At 62.0% G+C, this 22,860-nt stretch carries 27 protein-coding genes and 1 tRNA gene; 11 read left to right on the top strand and 17 right to left on the bottom strand.

What is annotated here, in order from left to right:
- Positions 1–4: 4 nt before the first annotated feature.
- Entirely contained in the window at positions 5–547 is a 543-nt protein-coding gene (locus tag CEW89_RS02785) for a helix-turn-helix transcriptional regulator (RefSeq protein ID WP_244906145.1), read from the top strand.
- A 91-nt stretch (positions 548–638) separates the two neighbouring features.
- Here the strand turns inward: CEW89_RS02785 and CEW89_RS02780 are convergent, their stop codons facing one another.
- The 7 genes from CEW89_RS02780 to CEW89_RS02750 form a co-directional block, all read right to left on the bottom strand.
- Positions 639–1,280, bottom strand: coding sequence for a DUF4167 domain-containing protein (locus CEW89_RS02780; RefSeq protein WP_096804829.1), 642 nt, complete (start codon positions 1,278–1,280; stop codon positions 639–641).
- A gap of 362 nt (positions 1,281–1,642) precedes the next feature.
- A complete protein-coding gene (gene prmC, locus CEW89_RS02775; protein ID WP_096804828.1) occupies positions 1,643–2,509 on the bottom strand; it encodes a peptide chain release factor N(5)-glutamine methyltransferase in 867 nt (288 codons plus the stop codon).
- Positions 2,506–3,555 carry a peptide chain release factor 1 gene (gene prfA / locus CEW89_RS02770; protein ID WP_096804827.1) on the bottom strand — a complete coding sequence of 350 codons (1,050 nt, stop codon included), beginning with the start codon at positions 3,553–3,555 and terminating at the stop codon, positions 2,506–2,508. The genes prmC and prfA overlap by 4 nt, the downstream gene beginning before the upstream one ends.
- Before the next feature lie 43 nt (positions 3,556–3,598).
- Positions 3,599–4,021 (bottom strand): DUF1499 domain-containing protein, encoded by a 423-nt coding sequence (locus CEW89_RS02765; protein WP_066701665.1) that lies wholly within the window; start codon positions 4,019–4,021, stop codon positions 3,599–3,601.
- A complete protein-coding gene (gene speB, locus CEW89_RS02760; RefSeq protein WP_096804825.1) occupies positions 4,018–4,980 on the bottom strand; it encodes an agmatinase in 963 nt (320 codons plus the stop codon). The genes CEW89_RS02765 and speB overlap by 4 nt, the downstream gene beginning before the upstream one ends.
- Before the next feature lie 167 nt (positions 4,981–5,147).
- Positions 5,148–5,741, bottom strand: a complete 594-nt coding sequence (locus CEW89_RS02755; protein WP_096804824.1) for an outer membrane protein — start codon at positions 5,739–5,741, stop codon at positions 5,148–5,150.
- A 216-nt stretch (positions 5,742–5,957) separates the two neighbouring features.
- On the bottom strand, positions 5,958–7,802 hold the full coding sequence (locus CEW89_RS02750) for an ABC-F family ATP-binding cassette domain-containing protein (RefSeq protein ID WP_096804823.1): 1,845 nt from the start codon (positions 7,800–7,802) through the stop codon (positions 5,958–5,960).
- Positions 7,803–7,911: 109 nt separating this feature from the next.
- Between CEW89_RS02750 and CEW89_RS02745 the strand changes: the two genes are divergently transcribed.
- Entirely contained in the window at positions 7,912–8,553 is a 642-nt protein-coding gene (locus tag CEW89_RS02745) for a LysE family translocator (RefSeq protein ID WP_096804822.1), read from the top strand.
- Here CEW89_RS02745 and CEW89_RS02740 read toward each other — a convergent pair whose 3' ends face one another.
- Both CEW89_RS02740 and CEW89_RS02735 read right to left on the bottom strand, forming a co-directional pair.
- Entirely contained in the window at positions 8,554–9,306 is a 753-nt protein-coding gene (locus CEW89_RS02740; RefSeq protein ID WP_096804821.1) for a GNAT family N-acetyltransferase, read from the bottom strand.
- Positions 9,307–9,645: 339 nt separating this feature from the next.
- Positions 9,646–10,482, bottom strand: a complete 837-nt coding sequence (locus tag CEW89_RS02735; protein ID WP_096804820.1) for a hypothetical protein — start codon at positions 10,480–10,482, stop codon at positions 9,646–9,648.
- 270 nt (positions 10,483–10,752) lie between these two features.
- Between CEW89_RS02735 and msrB the strand changes: the two genes are divergently transcribed.
- On the top strand, positions 10,753–11,160 hold the full coding sequence (gene msrB, locus CEW89_RS02730; protein WP_096804819.1) for a peptide-methionine (R)-S-oxide reductase MsrB: 408 nt from the start codon (positions 10,753–10,755) through the stop codon (positions 11,158–11,160).
- A gap of 171 nt (positions 11,161–11,331) precedes the next feature.
- Here the strand turns inward: msrB and CEW89_RS02725 are convergent, their stop codons facing one another.
- Positions 11,332–11,817 (bottom strand): outer membrane protein assembly factor BamE, encoded by a 486-nt coding sequence (locus CEW89_RS02725; RefSeq protein ID WP_096804818.1) that lies wholly within the window; start codon positions 11,815–11,817, stop codon positions 11,332–11,334.
- An 86-nt stretch (positions 11,818–11,903) separates the two neighbouring features.
- Between CEW89_RS02725 and CEW89_RS02720 the strand changes: the two genes are divergently transcribed.
- From CEW89_RS02720 to CEW89_RS02685, 8 genes are all read left to right on the top strand, one after another.
- Positions 11,904–12,467, top strand: coding sequence for a YceD family protein (locus CEW89_RS02720; protein WP_096804817.1), 564 nt, complete (start codon positions 11,904–11,906; stop codon positions 12,465–12,467).
- 321 nt (positions 12,468–12,788) lie between these two features.
- Positions 12,789–12,995, top strand: coding sequence for a 50S ribosomal protein L32 (gene rpmF, locus CEW89_RS02715; protein ID WP_066701648.1), 207 nt, complete (start codon positions 12,789–12,791; stop codon positions 12,993–12,995).
- Between the two features lie 123 nt (positions 12,996–13,118).
- Positions 13,119–14,174 (top strand): phosphate acyltransferase PlsX, encoded by a 1,056-nt coding sequence (plsX, locus tag CEW89_RS02710; protein ID WP_096807104.1) that lies wholly within the window; start codon positions 13,119–13,121, stop codon positions 14,172–14,174.
- 19 nt (positions 14,175–14,193) lie between these two features.
- Positions 14,194–15,168: a beta-ketoacyl-ACP synthase III gene (locus tag CEW89_RS02705; RefSeq protein ID WP_066701647.1), complete on the top strand. Its 975-nt coding sequence runs from the start codon at positions 14,194–14,196 to the stop codon at positions 15,166–15,168.
- 140 nt (positions 15,169–15,308) lie between these two features.
- Positions 15,309–15,608 carry an integration host factor subunit alpha gene (gene ihfA / locus CEW89_RS02700; protein WP_066701646.1) on the top strand — a complete coding sequence of 100 codons (300 nt, stop codon included), beginning with the start codon at positions 15,309–15,311 and terminating at the stop codon, positions 15,606–15,608.
- Between the two features lie 24 nt (positions 15,609–15,632).
- The gene (locus CEW89_RS21160; protein WP_244906144.1) at positions 15,633–16,604 is read left to right on the top strand and encodes a MerR family transcriptional regulator; all 972 of its coding nucleotides are present in this window, start codon (positions 15,633–15,635) and stop codon (positions 16,602–16,604) included.
- Positions 16,605–16,710: 106 nt separating this feature from the next.
- Positions 16,711–16,787, top strand: a tRNA-Pro gene (locus CEW89_RS02690).
- A 99-nt stretch (positions 16,788–16,886) separates the two neighbouring features.
- Positions 16,887–17,957 carry a 2'-deoxycytidine 5'-triphosphate deaminase gene (locus tag CEW89_RS02685; protein WP_096804816.1) on the top strand — a complete coding sequence of 357 codons (1,071 nt, stop codon included), beginning with the start codon at positions 16,887–16,889 and terminating at the stop codon, positions 17,955–17,957.
- A 14-nt stretch (positions 17,958–17,971) separates the two neighbouring features.
- Here CEW89_RS02685 and CEW89_RS21455 read toward each other — a convergent pair whose 3' ends face one another.
- The 7 genes from CEW89_RS21455 to CEW89_RS02650 all read right to left on the bottom strand — a co-directional run bounded on the left by CEW89_RS21455 (position 17,972) and on the right by CEW89_RS02650 (position 22,758).
- Positions 17,972–18,202 carry a GGDEF domain-containing protein gene (locus CEW89_RS21455; RefSeq protein WP_096804815.1) on the bottom strand — a complete coding sequence of 77 codons (231 nt, stop codon included), beginning with the start codon at positions 18,200–18,202 and terminating at the stop codon, positions 17,972–17,974.
- The gene (locus CEW89_RS21465; RefSeq protein ID WP_096804814.1) at positions 18,141–18,362 is read right to left on the bottom strand and encodes a diguanylate cyclase domain-containing protein; all 222 of its coding nucleotides are present in this window, start codon (positions 18,360–18,362) and stop codon (positions 18,141–18,143) included. The genes CEW89_RS21455 and CEW89_RS21465 overlap by 62 nt, the downstream gene beginning before the upstream one ends.
- A gap of 387 nt (positions 18,363–18,749) precedes the next feature.
- Positions 18,750–19,001, bottom strand: coding sequence for a hypothetical protein (locus tag CEW89_RS02670; protein WP_081423725.1), 252 nt, complete (start codon positions 18,999–19,001; stop codon positions 18,750–18,752).
- A 90-nt stretch (positions 19,002–19,091) separates the two neighbouring features.
- Positions 19,092–19,730: an SMC-Scp complex subunit ScpB gene (scpB, locus tag CEW89_RS02665; protein WP_096804813.1), complete on the bottom strand. Its 639-nt coding sequence runs from the start codon at positions 19,728–19,730 to the stop codon at positions 19,092–19,094.
- Complete coding sequence (locus CEW89_RS02660) at positions 19,723–20,538, bottom strand: segregation and condensation protein A (RefSeq protein ID WP_066701634.1); 816 nt, start codon at positions 20,536–20,538, stop codon at positions 19,723–19,725. The genes scpB and CEW89_RS02660 overlap by 8 nt, the downstream gene beginning before the upstream one ends.
- A 16-nt stretch (positions 20,539–20,554) precedes the next feature.
- Entirely contained in the window at positions 20,555–21,544 is a 990-nt protein-coding gene (gene nagZ / locus CEW89_RS02655; protein ID WP_096804812.1) for a beta-N-acetylhexosaminidase, read from the bottom strand.
- A 14-nt stretch (positions 21,545–21,558) separates the two neighbouring features.
- Positions 21,559–22,758: an SPOR domain-containing protein gene (locus CEW89_RS02650; protein WP_096804811.1), complete on the bottom strand. Its 1,200-nt coding sequence runs from the start codon at positions 22,756–22,758 to the stop codon at positions 21,559–21,561.
- Positions 22,759–22,860: the final 102 nt, after the last annotated feature.

The raw sequence follows: 22,860 nt of genomic DNA, 5'->3' as shown, positions 1-22,860 counted from the left end.
CTCAATGCCCCCCGGAATGCCGATGCGCCCTCGCAGCCTGAGCACATCCCCCGCCCTCATCGTCGCCCTCATCGGGGTGCAGAGTTTCTGCGCCCTGTTCTTCCTGTCCGACGTCGCCACCGACCTCGGACAGGCTGGCGGCAAACCGACCCTGCATCTGATCATCGAGACTCTGGCCTCCGGCACGCTGGTGATCGCCATCCTCTTCGAACTGCGCATGATCATCGAGCTGATGCAGCGCAAGGCCCGGCTCGAACGCAGCCTCAAGGACGCCTCCCGCGCCGTGTTCGAGGTGATCGAGAGCCATTTCGATCTCTGGGGCCTGTCGCCGTCGGAGCGCGATGTCGCGAGCTTTCTCGTCAAAGGCTTTTCCATCACCGAGATTGCCGGGTTGCGCGGCAACAAGGAGGGCACGATCAAGGCACATCTCAACGCGATCTATCGCAAATCGGGCACCCGCAACCGCGCCGAGATGATGTCCGCCCTGATCGACTCGCTGATCGACCCGCACCCGCAGAGCGACGCGACAGCCCCTTCGGCCCCCTGACCGCACCAGCTCGACGACCATGAAAAAACCCCGCTCAGTGGCGGGGTTTTTCGCATTCAGCCATCTCAAGCGTTCCGCCAATCAAGCGCGTTTATTCGGCAGCCTCTGTGGTGTCGTCGTTCGGCGCGCTCTCCGGTGCGTTTTCCGTGGCGCTTTGCGGCTCCTGAGCCTCCGCCGCGGCAGCGGCGGCCTCCGCCTCGCGTTCCGCCTTGCTCTTGCGCGGTTTGCGCGGTGCGCGCGGCTTTTTCGGCTTCGGCTGATCCTCGGGCGTTTCGACAAGCCCGGTATCGGTGCTGCCGTCGCCCGCCTCGTTCACATCGGCCTCGACAAAGACCAGATCGGGCTGATCGCCCGCCCCCGCCACCTGCTGGGACTGTTGTTCGGCCTGCTGCTCGTCACGACGGCGCTGGCGTTCGGCACGCTCGGCTTCCTGACGGTCACGGCGTTCCTGCTGTTCGCGCTCCTGCTGTTCGCGTTGCGCGTCCAGCTCTTTCTGCGCCTCGCCCAGCATCCGCAGGTAATGTTCCGCGTGCTGCTGGAAGTTCTCCGCCGCCACCCGGTCGTTGGCAAGCTGCGCGTCGCGAGCAAGCTGGTTGTATTTCTCGATGATCTGTTGCGGCGTGCCGCGCACCTTGCCCTCGGGGCCGGAGCTGTCGAAGACACGGTTGACGATATTGCCAACGGAACGGTTGCGGTTGTTCTTGGACCGCGAACGGTTTTTCGAGGATCTCATACGGTGTTCTTTCGAGCCTATATCTCGTTAATCGAGCCTGTGTGCCGGATTCTCGGACCGGCTTTTGAAGCTGGCTTGTCTGTCCCAATGCGCTCTCGTTCTCTCGAGAGCCCTCAACATCAAAGCTGTGCAGGGTAAGAGCGTCGGGGAGCAATCTCCCGTCCGGCGCATCCCTCTGTAACCCTGTCGAGTCGGGTATGACAAGCGATTTTTACATAAACCCGGTACCTTTATGCGGCATTTCGCCATGAAAACCGCAAACTGCGGGAGCATCGGCACCAGTTTGGCACAAAACAGTTACCAATTCGCATATGCTGGCGACATCTGTCGGCAACATACCTGCGACATGACAGAACCATGTTTCACTTGCCCCGGTTGCGCGGATGCGGGTTCGGCGCCTGAGCGCGCACCACACGGTCGCGCCCGTCGAGATCGGCAATCACCCGTACGCCCTTGAGCCCTTGGGCCAGAAACAGCTCCGACACGGCCGCGCCCTGGGTCGGACCGATCTCGGCGATCAGCCGCCCGCGCGGCGCCAGATGCGTCCGCGCGCCCCTGGCAATCGCCCGATACGCCGTAAGCCCGTCCGCCTCATCGGTCAGCGCCATGCGCGGCTCATGCGCCAGTTCGGGCGCGAGCGACGGCATTTCAGACAGCGCAATATAGGGCGGGTTCGACACGATCAGTTCGAACTCACCGTCGATGCCGTCCCACCAGTTGGCTTGTTGAAACCGCGCCCGCCCGGTCAGGCCAAGCGCATCGGCATTCTCGCGCGCGACCTTCAAAGCAGGCTCCGAAAGATCGGTTCCAAGCCCCTTAGCCAAAATCTGTTCCGCAAGCAATGTCAGAAGGATAGCGCCCGATCCTGTACCCAAATCTAGCACAGAATTGAACGGCCGCGCGAGGGCTTCGGCGATCAGGATCTCGGTCTCGGGACGCGGGTCGAGCACATCGGAGCTGACCTTGAAAGACCGCCCGTAGAATTCCCGATGCCCGAGAATATGCGACACCGGCTCGCGATTGACCCGCCGATTGATCGCCACCGCAAACGCCGCCTCGTCCGCCTCCGAAATCGCATCCGGCATCACGAGTGTGAGCCGCGAGGGCGCGAACCCCAGCACATGCGCCATCAAAAGCCGGGCATCGCGCGCGCCGCCGTCGATCCCGGCTTCGGCCAGACGTTTGGTGCCTGCGACCAAAGCGGCCTGCACTGTGGACGGCGCCGTCATTCCGCCATCTCCGCCAGAAGCCCGGCCTGATGATCCGAAATCAGCGCGTCGATCACCTCATCGAGATCGCCGCCCATCACCTGATCGAGCTTGTAAAGCGTCAGATTGATGCGGTGATCCGTCATCCTTCCTTGCGGGAAATTGTAGGTGCGGATGCGTTCGGAGCGATCCCCCGAGCCGACCTGCGATTTGCGGTCCGCCGAGCGTTCGGCATGGAGCTTCTGCCGCTCCGCGTCATAAAGCCGCGCGCGCAGCACGGTCATCGCGATCTCACGGTTGCGGTGCTGGGATTTCTCCGACGAGGTCACGACGGTTCCGCTGGGGATGTGGGTGATCCTGACCGCCGAATCCGTGGTGTTGACGTGCTGCCCGCCCGCGCCCGAAGACCGCATCGTGTCGATGCGAATGTCGTCCGGGTTGATCTCGATATCCACCTCCTGCGCCTCCGGCAGCACCGCCACGGTGGCCGCCGAAGTATGAATCCGTCCGCCCGATTCCGTTTCCGGCACGCGCTGCACCCGGTGCACCCCGCTCTCGAACTTCATCCGCGCGAAAACGCCCTCGCCCTCGACATTGGCGATCACCTCCTTGATGCCGCCCAACTCAGTTTCCGCCAGCTCGATGATGTCGAACCGCCAGCCCTTCGCCTCGGCATAGCGCTGATACATCCTGAGCAGGTCGCCTGCGAACAACGACGCCTCGTCGCCCCCCGTGCCGGGCCGGATTTCGAGAATGGCCGAGCCGGTATCCGCTGCATCCTTGGGCAAAAGCGCGATCTGGAGCGCCTGCTCCGCCTCAGGGAGCCGCGCTTTCAGACCCGGCAATTCCTCCTCAGCCAGCGCCCGCATCTCCGGGTCCGCAAGCATCGCCTCCGCCTCGGCAATATCGCCAGCAAGGCGTTGATAAGCGCGGATCTGCTCCACCACCGGCCTGAGCCCGGCATATTCGCGGCCCAAGGCGACAATATCGCCCGTGCCCTGCGCCATCGAGGCTTCAAGGAATTCGAAACGCTGGAGAATCTGCTGGAGGCGGTCTTGAGGTATCATGAGGCGATCTGTTGCGCTGAAACACGGTCCGGGTCAAGCCGCGCTAAAACCCGGCCGCCTTGATCCACGCCTCCGCCCGCCGCCCGTTGACCCCGAAATCGGATTTGCCGAAGCGTAGCCGTGCCAGCACCACCACCTCGGAGCCGCCCTCGGAACTCCGTGCGGAAATCGTGGTGAAATCGGGAAAGCCCCAGAACGCCGTGCGGGTCCGGTAAGTCAGACGCCCCTCCTCGACCGACCCGGCGACGCGGCGCGTGCGCATCTCGGTCTCGGCAATCGCCGCCAGACGGGTGAGCGCCTCCTCCGGCGTCAAAGGTACGTTGACCAGCCGTTTCACGCCCCCCGGCGCAGGGTCGGCGGCGGCAAAGGGATCGACATGCCAGCGCAGGGGATCTGTCGGCGCCAGACGAATGAACGCCTGAAGCCCGACAAAGACAAGAACGATCCCCCAGAACAGCATCTTCATCCCGCCCGCCGCGTCCAGCCGTAGAGCGCGATGATCTCCATCGCCACATGAGCCCCCGCGACCGCCGTCGCGCCCGTCGTGTCATAGGGCGGCGAGACCTCGACCACGTCACCGCCAGTGAGGTTCACCCCCGCCAGATCGCGCAGGATCGCCGCCGCCTGCCAACTCGCAAGCCCACCCCACACGGGCGTACCGGTGCCGGGCGCGAAGGCCGGATCGAGACAGTCGATGTCGAAGGTCAGATAACAGTTCCGGTCGCCGACGATCTTTTTCACCTCGCCCGCAACCCAGGCCGCCCCCCGTTCATGCACCGTCCGTGCGTCGATGATATTGACGCCCAAAGTGTCCGGGTTGTCGGTGCGAATGCCGATCTGGACCGAGGTTTTCGGGTCGATGAGGCCGGTTTTCACCGCCTTGTAGAACATCGTGCCATGGTCGATCCGGCTCAGATCGTCGTCCTGCCATGTGTCGGAATGCGCATCGAAATGAATAAGGCTGATGGGCCCGAATTTCTCCGCATGCGCCTTGAGGATCGGGTAGCTGATGTAATGATCCCCGCCCAGAACAAGGCTCCCCGCGCCCGCCGCCAGAATCCCCCGGATGTGATCCGTCAAGCGCTCCGGGAACTCCGACACCATGGCGTAATCGAAGGCCAGATCGCCGTAATCCACCACAGTGAACTCATCCAGGGGCGAATAGCCCCAGCCATAGGGCGCATCGAACGGTTGAAGCGCGGAGGCTTCGCGGATCGCCCGCGGCCCCAACCGCGTACCGGGCCGGTTGGTCACCGCCTGATCGAACGGCACGCCGGTGATGGCCAGATCGACACCTGCAAGATCCTTGGTATAGCGCCGGCGAAAGGCCGACAGCGCACCGCCAAAGGCATTCTCATAGGCCAGCCCCCGACCGGAGCCGGTAAAGGCCAGATCAATCTGGGTTTTCGCGTCTTCGAGCGCCATTCGGCCCCTCCCGTTCAGTCTCACCCTCACTTTAGCGCCCCCGGGGAGCGTGTCCATCGGATGTTGACCCGCGGGTCATAGAAACGTCAAAGCCCCCCGCCTCGAAAGACGGGGGGCCAGAGATGGTCGAAATGGACCATCGGGGGGGTCTCTTTCCGATCCGTCGATCAGAAGCGGAAGCTCACGCGCGCGCCGAGAGTGGTGGCGGAGAGGTCTTCACCGCTGTTGTCGAATTCGTCGAATTCGTTTTGCAGCAGTTCGGCACCCACGGTCATGTTGTCGGAGACGGCATAGTCCACGCCGAGACCGTAGACATAGCCGGTGTCATTGTAGGAGGCGCCGTTGATATCGGCTTCACCATAGGCGGCACCGACCACACCGTAGACCAGAGCCGGACCCATGTCGTAACCGGCACGCAGTTTCAGACGGGTCAGGTTGTCGAGGCTGTTGTCGCCCTCTTCCATCTCCGTGGCGTTGTATTCGAGTTCGCCACCGAGCACGAAGTTGCCGAAGTCATAGTCATAACCGCCGTAGACGCCGTAGGTCATGTCATCGGCGCCATCGAGCGCGTTGTCGCCCCAGCCGTAGCCAATGGTCGCACCGACGTAACCGCCGGTCCAGTCGGTGCCGGCAACCGGCATGACGGGGGCGGGGGTGATCACCGGCTGTTCGACGACCGGTTCGGAATAGCCGCCGGCAAAGGCCGGAGCGGTCAGGGCAAAAGCGGCCAGAGCGAGCGCCGGGGTTGCGATACGTTTCATGTTCATTCTCCTTGTACTGCCTCGTTCAGAGGTGATGCCTTGATCGACATCTCAACGAGAGAGATAGAGAAATCGTTCCAGAAATACAGAGGGGTAACGGTCACGCCCGCGTGAGGAAACCGTGAAGTACCCTAAATCGGTGAAAAGCTGCCGAGACAGGGTTCCGCGCCGGCAAGAACTGGCCGAGGCGAAATAATCCACAAGAAATCCGCGCGCTCAGGCGTCGGAATTCTTCTCTTCGAGCGTTAGCCATTCTTCTTCGGCGGCCATCAGCGCCTCTTGCCGCTGCGACAGCATTTCGGTCGCCTTCCTGAACTTCACAGGTTCGCGGGTGAACAGCTCCGGATCGGCCAGAAGATCGCCGATTTTGGCAATCTCGGCCTCCAGCCGCTCGATTTCCCCCGGAAGCGCCTCAAGCCGGTGCTTTTCCGTGAAGGACAGTTTGGATTTCGCAGGCGCAGGTTTAGCGGCCGCCTTCTCAGAGGCCTTTTCAGCGGGTTTCTCCGCCTTGGCCGCCGCTTTCACATGCGGCTTCTCATTGGCGAATCCATTGTCGCCGCGCTGCGCCAGATAATCCGTCCAGCCGCCCGCATAGAGCGTCGCTGTCCCGTCCCCCGGAACCGCCACGGTCTGTGTCGCCACCCGGTCGATGAAATCCCGGTCGTGTGACACGAGCAGAACCGTGCCTTCGAAATCCGTCAGCAATTCCTGAAGCAAATCAAGGGTTTCGATGTCGAGATCGTTGGTCGGCTCGTCGAGCACCAAGACGTTCGAGGGTTTCGCCATGATTTTCGACAGCAAAAGCCGCGCCTTCTCGCCGCCTGAAAGCGACGCCACCGGCGCACGCGCTTGGGCCTCCGAGAACAGGAAATCTTTCAGATAGCCGACCACATGTTTCGGCGTGCCGCGCACCATGACCTGATCGGCCTTGCCGGAGACGGAGATGTCCTTGTCAGAGGTCATCGCCTCCCAAAGCGTCAGGTCTTCGCGAATGTTCGACCGGGTCTGATCGAACACCGCCATTTCGAGCTTTGTCCCGAGTTTGATCGTCCCCGAATCCGGTTCCATCTCGCCGGTGAGCATTTTCAGAAGCGTGGTTTTACCCGCCCCGTTCGGCCCCACGAAAGCGATCCGGTCACCCCGGCCCACCTTGATGGAGAAATCACGGATGATCACGCGATCACCGAAGCTCTTGGAAATGTGATCGGCCTCGACCACCCGCTTGCCTGATTTCTCGGCAACCTCAAGCTCCATCGCCGCCGTGCCCTGGCGTTTGATCTGGCTGGCGCGTTCCGAGCGCAGGTCCTGAAGCGCCCGCACCCGGCCCATGTTGCGTTTGCGTCGCGCCGAGATGCCTTCAACCGCCCACCGCGCCTCCGCCTTGATCTTGCGGTTCAATTTATGCCGCTGCTGGTCCTCTTCGTCCCAGATCTTGTCGCGCCATTCCTCGAAGGCCTCAAAGCCCTGCTCCTGGCGCCGCACCTCGCCCCGGTCGATCCAAAGCGTCGCGCGTGTCAGGTGATTGAGAAACGCCCGGTCGTGGGAGATCAGCACAAAAGCCGTCTTGGTCAGCCGCAGTTCCTCTTCGAGCCATGCAATCGCTTCGATGTCGAGGTGGTTCGTCGGCTCATCGAGCAACATCAACCCCGGCGCCTCGGCCAGAAGCTTCGCCAAAGCCGCCCGCCGCCGCTCGCCGCCCGAGGCGGTCGCGACCGGCGTGGCCGGATCGAACTTGAGCCCCTCGGCCACCATATCGACCTTATAGCTCTCCGCCGCATCGAGATGCGACGCCGCGAAATCGCCCAGCGTCTCGAAGCCCGACAGATCCGGCTCCTGCTCCATATAGCCGACCGTGATCCCCGGCCCCAGAACCCGGCTGCCCCGGTCCGCCTCCACAAGCCCCGCCATGACCTTCATGAGCGTCGACTTGCCCGAGCCGTTCCGGCCCACAAGAGCGACCCGGTCGCCCTCCTGGACAACAAGAGACAGCCCGTCAAAGACAGGGTTTCCACCAAAGGTGAGCGAAATATCGGAGAGTTGTAAAACGGGTGCGCGTGCCATGTCGCACCGCTACTCGGGCGCCGCACAAAGGTCAATGATCATGTCATGTGATGGCCCCTGTCACAAAGCGACGTTGGACACCCCGTGCCATGGCTTTATACCCTGCCCCATGTTCGATTATTCGCTGCTCCACTGGACCACCTTCCTCTCCGCTGCACTTCTTCTGAACCTCGCGCCGGGACCGGATTTCGCCTTCATCCTCGGCCAGACCCTCCGCGGCGGCAAACGCGCGGGTTTCGCCGCCATGTTCGGCATCTGGATCGGCGCGATGGTCCATGTGCTGATGGCCGCTGCCGGGCTGTCGGCCATCCTGATGACCTCCGCCACCGCCTTTTCCATCGTGAAATGGGTCGGCGTCGCCTATCTCGTCTGGCTCGGCATCGGGGCACTGCGTTCCGACGGCAGCGCTTTTCTGAAAGACAAGGATATGACAGGTCCGCGTCGCTCCCCCTGGGCAATCTTCCGGCAAGGCGTGTTCACCGACATCCTGAACCCGAAAGTCGCGCTCTTCTTCCTCGCCTTCCTGCCGCAATTCGTGGTCGAGGGCGCAGGCCCCCTGCCCGCGCAACTGTTCCTCCACGGCACGCTGGTCATCCTCACCGCCGCTCTGATCGAGCCGCCGCTCATCCTCATGGGCGACCGCCTCGGCGCAGCGCTGCGCCGCTCTCAGACCCTCGGCAAATGGATGGAGCGCTCTCTGGGCGCGATTCTCATCGCCCTCGGCCTGCGCCTCGCGTTGGAAAAACGCTGATCAGCCGGCGACAGAGCGCAGCAACTTCTTCCGGGCCGGCGGAATGGATTTGATTTCGACGCCCGTGAAGACATGGATCGTGTTCAGGTCCGGGTCCACCACCGCGTGATCCGACACCCAGCCGCCCATCATCAGATAGGTTTTCAACAGCGGCGGCATCGCCTTGGCCGCGCGTTTCGCATCCGGCTTGCGCCGCAGACGCGCGGCATATTTGAACACGTTCGGCGCTTTCACCTTCGGCAAGAATCGTTTCGGCCCGAGATGGCGGTGTTTCAGCATCGCCAGCGCATCGGCATGCAGCGCCCAGTCCGCCCCGTGAAACGACGAACAGCCGAACAACAACTCGACATCCTGTTCGTCGACATAACGCGTCATCGCGCCCCAGGCGATGCGCAGAATATCCGGGTCGTGACACTCGGGATGAATGCAGAACCGCCCCATCTCCAACATCCGGCCCTCATACTCCGCCAGCCCCTCAAGCCCGTAAAACTGCGCCGAATAGCTCCGCGTGATCTCCGCCCCGCCGTTCAGGTCGAGAAACCGATAGGTGCAGACCAGCCGCCCGGTCTTGCGCTCCTCGATCAGAACATGCCGACACAGCCCGTCGAAATCATCGGCCTCAAGCCCGTCGAGACGCTCCGCCGCCCCGGTTCCGGCCACGAAGGCCAGATAGCGCAACCGCTGCGCCGCCTCGATATCCGCGCGGGTTTCGGCAAAACGCACCGTGTAACGGCCCTTGAGCAGGTTGAACATCGCGAAGGCTTCCTTCCGCTTTCACCACTATCTTACCATAAGACTATGGGGTCGCCTCTTTCTGCCTGCAAGAGATGACGGTTTTTTGACGTTGGGTTTGGGTGTGTGATCGCGGCAGCCGGAATGCAGAGCATTTTGGTGGGATGGGCGGGGATAGGTCGTTCGCTGCGTGGGGCACTAACGACAGTTCTGCGGACGACAAGGTGAACTCTGACGGCCGAAAACTCATCCGCGTTACCATCGACAGGGATGCCGACTGCAAGGCCTGACACCTTGGAGAGCGGTCCAAGTATATCCAAAAAACGCGAGGTTCGCGGGGGAGCCGGTTGTTTGAGGCAATTAACTCGCGTCTGGCACCGAGACTGTCTTTTTTATAGCCATCGCGCTCATTTGCATCGCTTCCGCTAGGTCGGATAGATGAAAGTCATTGCCCCCCACCTTTACGACTTTATTATCTCTAGCATCATCAAAGGACACCCCCACATCAATTTGACCCAATCCAACTCCACAAGTGGCGCCTTCTTTTGCCAAATCCCGCAAATTCTTAAATCTTGAAAACCAATCATAATATGGACTTTCGTTGCCCAAGAGATTTCGCGCCACGCCTCGCTCCTTAACGCCGTCCGCCATTGAAGAATATTTTCCGGGGGCTTGACCCTGGGAAACCAACATCAATGCGTATAGTGCATCTTGGAACGCACGGCATGAAAATAGGAAAGCTCGAGTAGATGCTTTCAATCGATCTTCTGATCGCCTCCTCGTCTCTTCCATCTCCTTTGGAACATCTCGGAAAATCTTTATGGTAAATTCCCCAAAATGATTAAGCCGATCTTGAATTTCAGCCAGTTCAGCCTCTTCGCTTTCTGTAAGCGAATGTCCGCGCGCCTTTTTTTCAAGAAGGATATATTGATATCTCTCAGTCTCACACCCAGTCAATTTCGCCGCAGCATATTCCGGGCTAGAGATTATTGATGCATAGTGAAACGAGAAAGGCATGCAGCCGCAAAAACCTTCAAAACACATTTCACTCGACACAACCAAGTCAGTCGTAAGAGATACTAGTCTTGTACGCAAACGTGGCCTTTTGGGGTCCAAAATGGCGTATATTTCTTCGAGCGACTGTAAAGAAATCTGAAGCTCTTCACGAGCTTGAAAATATTTGAAGACTGGGGTCATATCTTCGCTCTATCTAGTTCCTGTCCTCGGAACAAATCTAGGGTGAGTATGGCCCAACGGCAACTGCCCTAATCCGTGCAAAGGGCAGCCGCCCACCTTTGGGTGGCTTCACGTACCATGCAAGAGCGGTCGCACTTATGGTGCCAACCGGCGCGTCGGTTTCGAGGTTCATTCGCGGCAGAGCCTTTATACGTGCGCTCCGGGCCGCTCCCCCCTTGCCACCAGCCCCGCACCCCCTATCTTCCTCCCAAACGACCACGGGAGCCCAACATGCCAAAAATCGAAAAATCAGATGCCGAATGGCGCGAGGAGCTTGACCCGGAGACCTACCGCGTCACCCGTCAGCACGGCACGGAGCGCGCCTTTTCTCATCCGGGCTTCCCGAAAGCCCCCGGCACCTTCACCTGTGCCTGTTGCGGCGCGGAGCTGTTCCGGCAGGAGAACAAATTCGAATCCCATTGCGGCTGGCCGTCCTTTGACCGCACCAAGGCGGACGCCCCCGTCGCCGAGACCCGCGACACCTCTTTCGGCATGATCCGCACCGAGGTGCATTGCGACGAATGCGGCGCGCATCTGGGCCATGTCTTTCCGGACGGGCCGCGCGAAACGACCGGCCTGCGCTATTGCATCAACGGCGTGTCGATCCGGTTTTTGCCGGATGACGGCACGGTGGCGTAACCCCGCGTTTCTGCCCGACGCCCGATTTCCTGCCCGACGGAAGTCCGACAAAAGTCCGACGCAAATCCGACAGCCGGTTTTCGCAGCTTTCAGGTTTTCCGATGGCTGAAATACTCAAAACAAAAGCCGCCCCGAAAGGCGGCTTTTTCAATATCGCATCCCGGTCGCGGCTCACTGCAAAAGCTGTTCCGCCGAGACGTTGCCGAGGTTGCCGAAGAGCTGATCGAGGAAGGTGATGCCCTTGATATTGTCGTCGGTCACACGGCGTTCCAGCACCACGACCCGGCCCTGTTCAAGCCCGAAGCGCTCGACATTGCTGACCACGCCGCGACCGTCGAAGGAGATCGCAACCACTTGACGATCCACCTCTTTCGGCTCGAACGCACCATAGTGGCGGAATTGCGAGCGGACGTAATACCAGCCGGAATTGTCGCGAATCCCCTCGACCCCCGGCGCGCCGATCTTTTCGGCCACCGTGTCCTTGGTGTCGGCCCCGACCCGCACCTCCGACAGTTGACCGGAAGTGGGCACATAGCCATGGTTGCGGAACTGCGCGACACAGGCGCTCAGCGACAGGACCAGAGCCAGCCCCAGAACGGCTTTCGCCACCATTGCGGCCCCTTTAACAGCCCCCTGCGGGAAAATACGGTTGGACATAAGCCCCCTCTTGCCTTGTGCGCTTGCGCTTCGTATCGGTATCCGGCTTATAGAAACAGCGCCCGACGATCAAGGAGACTTCCACCATGGGACACGACGGCTTGAACAGCTGGGGCAGCCCGCTGCACCTGCGTGATCTTTCCGATGCGCATGCTCATGCCTTTCGCCTCGTACCTTCCAGCGAAGATCTGGAGGAAATGGCGACCGCCCTGGGCCTCAGTTCGGTCCGCAAGGTCAAGTTCGAGGGCAAGATGATCCCCGTCGGCAAACGTGACTGGCGGCTTGAAGGCGAATTGGGGGCCACTGTGGTGCAGCCCTGTGTCGCCACCCTGGTTCCGGTCACGACCCGGCTCGATGTGCCGGTCAACCGCACCTATATTGCCGATCTGCATGAGGAATTTCACCCCGAGCAGGAGCTCGAGATGCCGGAGGACGACACAATCGAGCCGCTGCCTGCCACGCTCCTGCTGTCCACCGTCGCCGAAGAGGCGCTGGCGCTCGCCGCGCCCGATTATCCGCGCGCCGACGGGGCGGAGTTGGGCGTCACCCAGTTCACCGAACCGGGCAAAGCGGCGATGAGCGACGAGGACACCAAACCCTTTGCCGCCCTCAAGGCACTGCGCGACAAGATCGGCAAAGACGGCGAATAAGCGGCGGAAATGGCGGCCTGAAAGCCGCTTTTATACATCGCAAACAAAACACTTGCATGGAATCGCAAAGCGAGTATGTTCCCGGCCTCGCTTCCATGCATGTCTTTGACAGGTTTCAGGCACCGATCTTTCTCGGGCCAGACAAGAGCGCAGACGAAAATTATGGTGCAAACCATGGTTTACACTCTGCCCGCGAAGGCCTATGAAGCGCCAAAGTTTTCACCGGGCATGAGGTCCGGACTTGTATCAGGGGCCACAAGCCCCGCCCACCAGAGGCACGGGATCGTAAGGCCCCCTGCCCGTTGCTACCGAGGTTGAGACATGGCTGTCCCTCAGAATAGAGTTACCCGCTCCAAGCGGAACATGCGCCGCGCACACGATGCTCTGGTCGCCGGCAACCCGGCCGAGTGCCCGAACTGCGGCGAGCTGAAACGCCCGCACCACGTCTGTGGCGCTTGCGGCCACTACGATGACCGCGAAGTCATCGCGCAGGCCGACGAGATCGACCTCGACGAAGACGCGGCGTAAGTCCGAAGCCCCACTGGCGTTCTGATGAGCATGAGCCCGTCCGAGACTTCTTCCGGCACCTCTGCCCCGATCACGGGACAGGGGTCCGGGCATAAGGAAACGGACAACACGGGACGGCTCGGCATGCGCGACGGGGTTCAGATCACGCTTTCGATCGACGCCATGGGTGGCGATCGTGGACCGGCGGCTGTTGTCGCCGGTATTGCGCGTTCCGCGTCCAAGAATCCGGCTCTCGACTTCATCGTCCATGGCAACGGGGCCGAGCTTGAAAAGCTCGTCCGCAAGCGCAAAGTGTTGCGCGATCGTGTCGAGATTCGCGATGTGCCGGGCGTCGTCACCATGCATGACAAGCCCTCTCAGGCGATGCGCCGCACCGACACGTCGATGCGGTCCGCCATTGATGCGGTGAAGGATGGCGAGGCCCAGGCCTGCGTGTCCTGTGGCAACACCGGTGCGCTGATGGCGACCTCGATGATCCGCCTGCGCAAGCTCGACGGCGTCAACCGCCCTGCCATCGCCTGCCTCTGGCCCTCGCGCAATCCGCAAGGTTTCAATGTCATGCTCGACGTCGGTGCCGACATTCGCGCCGATGCCCGCGACCTGCTGCAATACGCGATGATGGGCGCCTCCTATGCCCGCAACGGGCTTGGCCTCGAGACCCCGCGCGTCGGACTTCTCAATGTCGGCACCGAAGAACACAAGGGCCGCGCCGAGCTGAAAGAGGCCAACGAACTGATCGAGAACGCCTCCGACATCGGCGGTTATGCCTTCAAGGGATTCGTCGAAGGCGGCGATATTCCCGGCGACCGGGTGGACGTGATCGTCACCGACGGGTTCACCGGCAACATCGCACTCAAGACCGGCGAAGGCACCGCGAAACTGGTGGGCGATCTTCTCAAGGAAGCGTTCAAGGCGACGCCACTGTCGCGCATCGCAGCACTTCTGGCGCTGACCTCTCTGAAACGCCTGCAAAAACGAATCGATCCGCGCCGGGTGAACGGCGGGGTCTTCCTCGGGCTCCGCGGCACCGTGGTCAAATCCCACGGCTCGGCCGACGCCACAGGTGTCTCCGCTGCGATCAAACTGGCCTATGAGCTGTCTGCTTCGGGCTTTACCGATCGTTTGGCGGCACGGGTTGCATCCGCCGTCGCCACATCGCAAAATGACGGAACGTCATAAATAACATAAGGCCTTGTCCATGACAGTCCGGGCAGTCGTCGCAGGTGTGGGGCACTATCTCCCCTCCCGCGTGGTCGAGAACGCAGAGTTCGAAAAAACCCTCGATACATCCGATGAATGGATCCGCACCCGTTCCGGGATCGAGCGGCGTCATTTTGCCGCCGAAGGCGAAACCACCTCCATGATGGGGACCGAGGCCGCACGCGCCGCGCTCAAGGACGCGGGGATGGAGCCATCCGACATCGATGCGGTGATCGTCGCCACTTCGACGCCGGACCTGACTTTCCCCTCCGTCGCCACGATGGTTCAAAACGCGCTCGGCATGTCCTGCGGCTTTGCCTTCGACGTGCAGGCCGTCTGCGCCGGGTTCATCTATGCGCTGTCCAATGCCAACGCCCAGATCGTTTCGGGTCAGGCCAAACGCGTGCTCGTCATCGGTGCCGAGACCTTCTCGCGCATCATGGATTGGGAAGACCGTTCGACCTGCGTCCTGTTCGGCGACGGTGCCGGGGCGCTGGTGCTCGAAGCGCGTGAAAGTGCCGGCACGCCTCAGGATCGTGGCATTCTTGCGGTCGACCTGAACTCCGACGGCCAATACAAGGATATGCTCTATGTCGATGGTGGCGTCTCCACCACCGGCACCTCGGGCAAACTCCGTATGCAGGGCAATGCGCTGTTTCGCCAAGCCGTCCAGAAACTGGCGGAGACCGCCGAGACCGCCATCGGCAAGGCCGGGCTCACCGACGCCGACATCGACTGGATCGTGCCGCATCAGGCCAATATCCGCATCATCGAGGGTACGGCGAAGAAGCTCGGCCATTCGATGGATCAGGTCGTCGTCACCGTGCAGGATCACGGCAACACCTCCGCCGCCTCCATCCCGCTGGCCATGTCGGTCGGCAAGGCGCGCGGACAGATCAAACAGGGCGATGTCTGTGTCGCCGAGGCGATCGGTGGCGGGCTGGCCTGGGGCGCGGTGGTCATCCGGTGGTGATCCGCGGGTCACGCCGGGTCAGGTTTGCCTGACCTTTTCGGCAGGTTCCGGCACCTCAACAGCCCCAGCCAAGTCATTGATATTGACGCAAGCTTGGCAAACTGCCACTCTCCGGGACAAACGTTCCACAGGGGGAAAAAATGAACAAGACACTGACCCGTATGGATCTCAGCGAAGCCGTGTTTCGCGAGGTCGGCCTGAGCCGCAATGAATCCGCCGCCCTCGTCGAAAGCGTTCTGGCGCATATTTCCGACGCGCTGGTGGAGGGCGAAACCGTCAAGATCTCGTCCTTCGGCACCTTCTCGGTGCGCGCCAAATCCGAACGCGTCGGCCGCAACCCGAAGACCGGCGACGAAGCCCCGATCCCGGCACGCCGCGTCCTGACCTTCCGTCCTTCGCATCTGATGAAGGACCGCGTGGCGGCGGGCAACAAGTCGTAAATCCGCTTAAAGGTTTGATCTACAATGGATAAATCACCGGACGCCTTTCGCACGATCAGCGAGGTTGCCGATTGGCTCGACACGCCCGCACATGTTTTGCGGTTCTGGGAAAGCCGGTTCACCCAGGTCAAACCGGTAAAGCGCGCAGGCGGGCGGCGCTATTACCGCCCGGCCGATATGGCGCTTTTGGGCGGGATCAAGAAACTTCTGCATGACGATGGCATGACCATTCGCGGCGTGCAGAAGCTCCTGCGCGAGCATGGGGTGAAATATGTCGCCTCTCTCTCGCCTGTGATCGAGGGCATCGAGCCAATCAGCGCCCCCGCGCCGGAGCACAGTCCGATTCCCCCTGCGCCCTTCGCGCCCATGGCCGAAATGGTGCCGCAGGACGATTTTGACAGCCCCGAGCCGGAAGAGCGTGTGATTCCCTTTGCCCGCCCGGAACCGATGACGCCGCCCCAACCGATCGCCGCCGCACCGGAGACCGAACAGGAGACGGTCTTCGGGTTGCAAATCGCCGAAGAGCCTGACGCGCCGAAAGAGTCAGGGCCGCTGCCCGGTCAGACCTCTTTCGATTTCGCTCTCGGCCCGACGACCGATCTGTTCGAAGAGCCCGACCTGATCGAGGCAGAGGACGACAGCGCCGAAGAACTGCCTGAGATCGACTGTGACATGGCGGCGATGACTGCGGAGGAAGAAGCGATTCTCACCGCGGACATCGGCACGGAGGCCACCGAACCCGATGCGGCACAACCGCCCGAGGACAGCCATGCCGCCCCGCCCCCATCGGTTTTGTCTGCGATTTCTTCTGCACGCGGCCCGCTCGGCGACGATCTCGACCTGCCGGAGGACCCGTCGGACGCGGCGGAACCGGATCACGGCTTTACCGCAATTCTCGGGCAGTTGAACCATCGTCATTTGCAGCATGTGCCACAGACCGAGCTCGCGGCCCTGCTGCGCCGCACGGAGACCTTGCGCGCGCGCATGGCCGGGTAACCCGACGCGCGCGGCGGCGGTAGGAATTTGCGACAGGAATTTGCGACGGATTTGCCAATTTAGCGCTTGCCCCCGCCACGGAAATCACTATGTAAGGGGTCCACGTCGGGCTATAGCGCAGCCTGGTAGCGCGTCCGTCTGGGGGACGGAAGGTCGCAGGTTCAAGTCCTGCTAGCCCGACCAAAACACCTCAAAACCGCTCGCGGCCTCTGGGCTTGCGGGCGGTTTTGCGTTACAGCTTTCGGATCAGAAACAAGGGTTTGAGGGCCCGGGGAGGACGACATGGGTGTTTTGGCCGATCATGCCATTCGGGAGATGCTGACGCGCGGCGAAATTACGGCCAGCCCGGCGGTGATCGACGCGCAGGTGCAACCCGCCTCGCTCGATCTGCGTCTCGGCACCCGCGCCTGGCGGGTCCGGGCCTCGTTTCTGGCGGGCGAAGGACGCACGGTCGCCGAACGCTTGTCCGAGTTCGAAATGCATCAGATCGACCTGACCGACGGCGCGGTTCTGGAAAAGGGTTGCGTCTATGTCGTGCCTCTGATGGAACGCCTCGCCCTGCCCGACGGCATTCAGGCCGTGGCCAATGCCAAAAGCTCGACCGGGCGCCTCGATCTCCTGACCCGGCTGATCACCGACGAAGGCGTCGAATTCGACCGCATCGCACCCGGCTATGACGGGCCGCTTTACGCCGAGATTTGCCCCCGCTCCTTCTCCGTTCTGGTGCGCCCCGGCATGCGACTCAATCAGGTGCGATTCCGCGCCGGGCAATCGGTTTTGTCCGATGCCGAGCTGGAGGCGCTCCATGCCGAGAGCCCGCTCGTCAATGGCGCGGCGGTGATTGACCAGGGGCTGGGCTTTTCCGTCGATCTCGAACCCGCCGAGGGCGATCTCGTCGGCTATCGCGCCAAGCCGCACACCGGGGTGATCGACCTCGACAACATCGGCTTTTACGACCCGGCGGACTATTGGGAGCCGATCTATTCCAAGACCGGCCAGATCATCCTCGATCCGGGGGCGTTCTATATTCTCGTCAGCCGCGAGGCCGTGCATATCCCGCCCGATTACGCCGCCGAAATGGCACCTTATCTGGCGATGGTGGGCGAATTCCGGGTGCATTACGCGGGCTTTTTCGATCCCGGTTTCGGCAATGCGGCGGCGGGCGGCGAAGGGGCGCGCGGCGTGCTCGAAGTGCGCTGCCACGAGGCGCCATTCGTTCTGGAACACGGGCAGATCGTCGGTCGCCTGGTCTATGAGCGCATGGAAAACCGCCCGGACCGGCTCTACGGTGCCGATCTTGCCTCGAATTATCAGGGCCAGGGGCTCAAACTGTCGAAACATTTCCGAAGCTGAGGCCCCGCAGCGGTTCAGTGCAACGCCAAGCTTTTCGGCAAGACTTCCTCGACGGCATTCTGCCCGTCGGGCGCGGGTTTGTCACAGCAATTCACCTGATTGCGACCTTTCGATTGGGCCGTGTAAAGCGCCGTATCGGCCTTTTGGATCGCCTGCTCCAGCGTGTCCTCGCTCATCTGCCGATCATAGACAGTCACACCAAGCGAAAGGGTGATCGCCTCGCGCTGCCCCGTGTTGTGTCCCAGCCGACATGGGCCGCACCGCCGTTCGGAGCACCTGTGCCATGCTCATGGTCTGGTGCAGGTCCGCCCCCGGCAGCAGCACGAAGAATTCCTCACCGCCCCAACGCGCCAGGAAATCGGAAGGGCGCAATTTGCCACGCAGCCGTTTGCCGACCTCGCGCATCCGCCCTGTCTTGAAACCCGCCGATATAATCCCGAACCGCACGCCGGTTCATCAGCCCGGTCAACGGATTGTGCCGCGCCTGCTGCCGCATCACATGCGCCAGGTTGCGCCGTTCCCGTTCGATCTTCTCAAACGTCGGAAAGACCGATCCTTCCGCAAATCCAATAGATGCAAACCTGACATGGCATCAGTCACTTTCAAACACCGGCACAGATTCCGGGCGCCCATTGACAGAGCCCTTGCCCGGCACTTCACGGAATGCGGAAGTCTCTGACGGGACAGGTTAACATCCCCTAAATGTTTTCAGAGAAATTCGCAGGATACTTGAACACAGGCGTAATATTATGTCGCCGTATTTAAAACGGGAAAAGCTTCGTCACAACCGACCTAGAATTTACCGATTCGCCGGCTCATCCGGGCAATCTTTCTCGCTCTCTGTACGGTGTCCCGGCCCTGCTTCGCCATTCGCGCCTGATCCGCCTTCTGCTCCGGCGTCAACTCCACCCCCGAAGAGGTCTTGGCGCCACGGCGTTTCGCAAGGCTTTTCGTCCCGGCGTCGATCCCGGCATTCACCCCCTTGTTCACAAGGGTGCGCACGAAGCGATTGACGATCATCGAGATCAATCTGTCCAAATTCATGACGTCTGCCTTCCCTCTCATCTCTGTCATCAGTCCGGTTACCGCAGGAATAAGGTCGTTCCGCGGCACGTCAACGCAAACTCTGTGCCCTCAGGCTTCGTCCTCGAACAGGTCGTCCTGATCCTCGTCCTCGTCGCGCTCCTCGTCGAGTCCCGGCATCGGACGGCTTTCCAGAAGCCCGGCCGCCCGCAATTCCTTCACCCCCGGCAGATCGCGCGCCGTCTCCAGCCCGAAGTGATCGAGGAAGGTGGACGTCACCACATAAGTGACCGGGCGCCCCGGCGACATCCGCCGCCGGCCGAAGCGAATCCATTCCAGCTCGATAAGTTGATCGAGCGTGCCGCGCGACACCGAGACGCCGCGAATTTCTTCGATCTCGGCGCGGGTGCAAGGCTGATGGTAGGCGATGATCGCCAGCGTTTCAATCGCGGCGCGGCTGAGTTTACGGGTCTCGGTGGTTTCCTTTTGCATCAGAAAGCCCAGATCGGGCGCGGTGCGGATCGCCCAGGCCTCCCCCACACGCACCACCCGAACGCCGCGGCCCTCGTAGCGTTTCTGCAAAAGTTCGACCGCCGCCTTCGGATCGCAGCCATGCGGCATCCGGCCCGCCAGATCGGCAATGGTCACCGGATCTGCCGAGGCGAACAGCACGGCCTCGACCATACGCTCCTGTTCGGCCAAAGGCGGGGCTGCGAACAGGCTCTCTTCCTGACGATCTTCCTCAGCCATTTTCTCTCCGTGGTGTTCTAATCTGCCGAGCCTTGATCTGGATCGGCTCGAAGGTTCCGCCCTGACGAATCTCGATCTGTCCCTGTTTCGCCAGTTCCAGCGAGGCGGCAAAGGTCGCCGCTGTCGCCGAGCGCCGTTTCTTGGGATCGAGTTCCCAGCCCTCGGGCAAGTAAGACGACAGATCCGCCCATTCGACCGCATAGGGGATCAGGTAGCGCAGCTTTTCCAGCGCCTGCTCCATCGACAGGATGGCCTCACGGTCCAGAACGAAGGGCCGGAACTCGTCCTTGGTCCGGACCCTCGCATAGGCCTGCATCAGATCGAGAAGGCTCGCCGTATAGGTCACATTGCGCAGGCGCTGCACCGCTTCGGGAATGCCACGGGCAAAGAAATCCCGGCCCTTCTGATCGCGCGCCATCAATTTGGCGGCGGACTCGCGCATCGCCTCCAGACGTTGCAACTGAAAGGCAAGATGCGCGGCCAGTTCCTCGCCCGAAGGGCCGTCGTCTGTCGGATCGGGCGGCAACAGGAGCCGCGACTTCAGAAATGCCAGCCACGCCGCCATCACCAGATAATCGGCGGCCAGTTCGATCCGAAGCTCCTTGGCCTTCTCGACGAAGAGCAGATATTGCTGCGCCAGATGCAGGATCGAGATTTTCATCAAATCGACCTTCTGTGTGCGCGACAATTGCAGCAAAAGATCGAGCGGCCCCTCGAACCCGTCGACATCCACGATCAAGGCCTCGGCGGCGAGGCGTTCCTCGACCGTCAGGATGTCGTTGATGTCGAACTGATCGGGATCGGCCATCGGGCGCTCTTCAGGATTACGAGGCTAAAAACTCGTCCGCCAGCGCGTCCGTGTCAATGGGCACATGGGCCGGGCGCGTGTCCGCCGCCCGGTCTGCACGGGCCTGTGCCTGCGCGCTCATCGTGCCGAGCGCCGCGATCTGCTCCATCTCCGCCAGATTGCCGTTGCAATGCAGCACGAGATCGCAACCCGCCTTCAAGGCAACTTCACCACGGTCCCGCACCGTACCTTCGAGCGCCCCCATGGAGATGTCGTCCGTCATCAACAGGCCCTGAAAACCGATCTCCTCGCGGATCACCCGGATCGCGTCCGGGCTTTGCGTCGCCGGTCGTTCGGGGTCCACCGCATCCAGGATGATATGCGCCGACATACCCATGCTCAAATCGTTCAGCGCCTTGAAGGGCGCGAAATCCGTTTGCAATTCCGCCCGCGTGGCGGTCACGCGCGGCAGGCCCTTATGGCTGTCCACCGTGCCGCGGCCATGGCCCGGCAGATGTTTCATCACCGGCGCCACCCCGCCCGCCGCCATGCCGTCCACCAAAGCGCGGCCCATGCGGGCAACCGTGTCGGGGTCCTCGGAGAAACAGCGGTTGCGCAGGAAAGGATGGGTGTCGGGGCGTGCCACATCGAGGCCGGGAACACAGTTCACGTCGAGGCCGACACTGTGCAGATCCTCCGCCAGAAGCCGCCCGCGCAGCCACAGGGCGCGTTCGGGGGCGCCCTCTTTCAAGACAGCCTGTTCCACCTGATCCATAGGCGGGAGAAACTCCCGCCAATGCGGCGCGCGCATCCGTTGCACCCGGCCACCTTCCTGATCAATCAGAATGGGCGCGTCCCGCCCCACCGCCTCGCGCAACGCGCCGGTAAGTGCGCGAAGCTGCACCGGATCGGAAATATTTCTGGCAAAAAGAATAAATCCCCAAGGGTTAGAGGACCTAAAGAATTCAACCTCCGAAGAGGTGAGGGCAAGCCCCTCACAACCAAGGATAAATGCGCCCTGCACCATGGGTTCTCCGGCGCTCAGCGCTGAACCGTCGGCGTGCAGGCCGCGTTCATCGAGGTCATCGCAGCACAGAAGCGGTTCGCGTCCGAGGCATCGGCAAACCCGTAGGCGCGCAGGCGATAGAAGGTCTTGCCACCGCTTTCGGCACGTTCGATCACACGGGTCTTGCCGTCCATGAGATCGGTGAACCGCCCTGTCAGACGTTCCCACTCGGACCGCGCCACCTCGGCCGATTGATAGGCGCCGAATTGCACCAGACGACTGCCCTCAGGCACATCCTCCGGGGCCATTTCGCGGGCCATTTCGACGCTTTCGGCAGCGCCAAGTGCCGCCAGAATGTCACCGGCCACGCCATCGAGGCTCGCGCCCCCCTGCTCCGCGGCCAGAGAGGCCAGACGCACCGGGCGCGGTTTCGGTAACGGCACGGGCCTGGCGTTGGCGACAGGTGCCTCTTCAAGCAGCTCCGGCTCGGCGGCGACCACCGTTTCGACGCCCTCGAGTTCCTGCGGATCCTGCTCCACAGCCATCTCTTCCAGAGGCGCGGAGGCCGGTTGAACCGCATAATCGGCGGTCGACGGTTCATAGGAACTCAGCACCGGCCGGATGTCCGCCATCGGCTGATCTTCCTCCGACAGGTCTGCCGCAGCGGGCGCAAGAACATAACGGTCTGCGGGCGGCGCGGCGGAGCCGTCGGCGGTCACGGAATTGACCGCAAGCCCTTGGTGCATCGCCAGTTGCCCGCCCGGATCATCCGGCAGGATGCGCGCAGCCCCTTCCATGGCGCGGATCACCGGCACGCCGGTCACATCGCGCACCATCAGCTTATAGCCCCAGATGCCGAGCCCGAGAATCAGCGCCAGAGAGACGATCGCACCGCCCCACTGCGCCGGCCCGAGATGCGGACGCTCCGCACCCTCTTCCGACAGCATGTCCGTGGTGTCGTAGACATAGGCCGGACCGGCCTCATATGAGGCACGCGGGTCCTGAAAACCGGTCGCGGTATGGCGCGGCGACTGTTGCTCAAAATGCACATGTCCATCGGCAAAAAGCCGGTCCGCATCCGGCCTCTGACGCAGCTCGGGATGGCCGTAACCCGGATTATGCGTCCCGCGCGTCACCTGCGGCTCAGCCCGCTGCCAGTGATTGTCATAGGAAGAATAACCGTCCGCCTGCGGCGATCCATAGCCCATACGGGGGCCGTTCGACACGTCCTGCATTCTCTTCGCCTCGCTCGTTTCCCGCTTTGTTTTCTGCGGGTTGTCATCTGCTCTTGAGAGGCCGCATGAGGGTCTTATGCCCTCGTTTGCCCGCGGCCCCTC

This window comes from Celeribacter ethanolicus (genome assembly GCF_002407265.1).
Lineage (GTDB): Bacteria > Pseudomonadota > Alphaproteobacteria > Rhodobacterales > Rhodobacteraceae > Celeribacter > Celeribacter ethanolicus.
This window is presented reverse-complemented; position numbering and strand designations above follow the sequence as displayed.

What these genes read in the sequence shown, in the direction of transcription:
- CEW89_RS02660 (WP_066701634.1), bottom strand. Translation starts at nt 20,538, where the DNA reads ATGGCCGATCCCGATCAGTTCGACATCAACGACATCCTGACGGTCGAG.
- CEW89_RS02755 (WP_096804824.1), bottom strand. Translation starts at nt 5,741, where the DNA reads ATGAAACGTATCGCAACCCCGGCGCTCGCTCTGGCCGCTTTTGCCCTG.
- scpB (WP_096804813.1), bottom strand. Translation starts at nt 19,730, where the DNA reads ATGGCTGAGGAAGATCGTCAGGAAGAGAGCCTGTTCGCAGCCCCGCCT.
- CEW89_RS21160 (WP_244906144.1), top strand. Translation starts at nt 15,633, where the DNA reads ATGGATAAATCACCGGACGCCTTTCGCACGATCAGCGAGGTTGCCGAT.
- prfA (WP_096804827.1), bottom strand. Translation starts at nt 3,555, where the DNA reads ATGATACCTCAAGACCGCCTCCAGCAGATTCTCCAGCGTTTCGAATTC.
- CEW89_RS02745 (WP_096804822.1), top strand. Translation starts at nt 7,912, where the DNA reads ATGTTCGATTATTCGCTGCTCCACTGGACCACCTTCCTCTCCGCTGCA.
- CEW89_RS02685 (WP_096804816.1), top strand. Translation starts at nt 16,887, where the DNA reads ATGGGTGTTTTGGCCGATCATGCCATTCGGGAGATGCTGACGCGCGGC.
- CEW89_RS02670 (WP_081423725.1), bottom strand. Translation starts at nt 19,001, where the DNA reads ATGAATTTGGACAGATTGATCTCGATGATCGTCAATCGCTTCGTGCGC.
- nagZ (WP_096804812.1), bottom strand. Translation starts at nt 21,544, where the DNA reads ATGGTGCAGGGCGCATTTATCCTTGGTTGTGAGGGGCTTGCCCTCACC.
- CEW89_RS02780 (WP_096804829.1), bottom strand. Translation starts at nt 1,280, where the DNA reads ATGAGATCCTCGAAAAACCGTTCGCGGTCCAAGAACAACCGCAACCGT.
- CEW89_RS02735 (WP_096804820.1), bottom strand. Translation starts at nt 10,482, where the DNA reads ATGACCCCAGTCTTCAAATATTTTCAAGCTCGTGAAGAGCTTCAGATT.
- ihfA (WP_066701646.1), top strand. Translation starts at nt 15,309, where the DNA reads ATGAACAAGACACTGACCCGTATGGATCTCAGCGAAGCCGTGTTTCGC.
- CEW89_RS02720 (WP_096804817.1), top strand. Translation starts at nt 11,904, where the DNA reads ATGGGACACGACGGCTTGAACAGCTGGGGCAGCCCGCTGCACCTGCGT.
- msrB (WP_096804819.1), top strand. Translation starts at nt 10,753, where the DNA reads ATGCCAAAAATCGAAAAATCAGATGCCGAATGGCGCGAGGAGCTTGAC.
- plsX (WP_096807104.1), top strand. Translation starts at nt 13,119, where the DNA reads ATGCGCGACGGGGTTCAGATCACGCTTTCGATCGACGCCATGGGTGGC.
- prmC (WP_096804828.1), bottom strand. Translation starts at nt 2,509, where the DNA reads ATGACGGCGCCGTCCACAGTGCAGGCCGCTTTGGTCGCAGGCACCAAA.
- CEW89_RS02650 (WP_096804811.1), bottom strand. Translation starts at nt 22,758, where the DNA reads ATGCAGGACGTGTCGAACGGCCCCCGTATGGGCTATGGATCGCCGCAG.
- CEW89_RS02750 (WP_096804823.1), bottom strand. Translation starts at nt 7,802, where the DNA reads ATGGCACGCGCACCCGTTTTACAACTCTCCGATATTTCGCTCACCTTT.
- speB (WP_096804825.1), bottom strand. Translation starts at nt 4,980, where the DNA reads ATGGCGCTCGAAGACGCGAAAACCCAGATTGATCTGGCCTTTACCGGC.
- CEW89_RS21465 (WP_096804814.1), bottom strand. Translation starts at nt 18,362, where the DNA reads ATGCGCGAGGTCGGCAAACGGCTGCGTGGCAAATTGCGCCCTTCCGAT.
- CEW89_RS02765 (WP_066701665.1), bottom strand. Translation starts at nt 4,021, where the DNA reads ATGAAGATGCTGTTCTGGGGGATCGTTCTTGTCTTTGTCGGGCTTCAG.
- rpmF (WP_066701648.1), top strand. Translation starts at nt 12,789, where the DNA reads ATGGCTGTCCCTCAGAATAGAGTTACCCGCTCCAAGCGGAACATGCGC.
- CEW89_RS02785 (WP_244906145.1), top strand. Translation starts at nt 5, where the DNA reads ATGCCCCCCGGAATGCCGATGCGCCCTCGCAGCCTGAGCACATCCCCC.
- CEW89_RS02705 (WP_066701647.1), top strand. Translation starts at nt 14,194, where the DNA reads ATGACAGTCCGGGCAGTCGTCGCAGGTGTGGGGCACTATCTCCCCTCC.
- CEW89_RS02725 (WP_096804818.1), bottom strand. Translation starts at nt 11,817, where the DNA reads ATGTCCAACCGTATTTTCCCGCAGGGGGCTGTTAAAGGGGCCGCAATG.
- CEW89_RS02740 (WP_096804821.1), bottom strand. Translation starts at nt 9,306, where the DNA reads ATGTTCAACCTGCTCAAGGGCCGTTACACGGTGCGTTTTGCCGAAACC.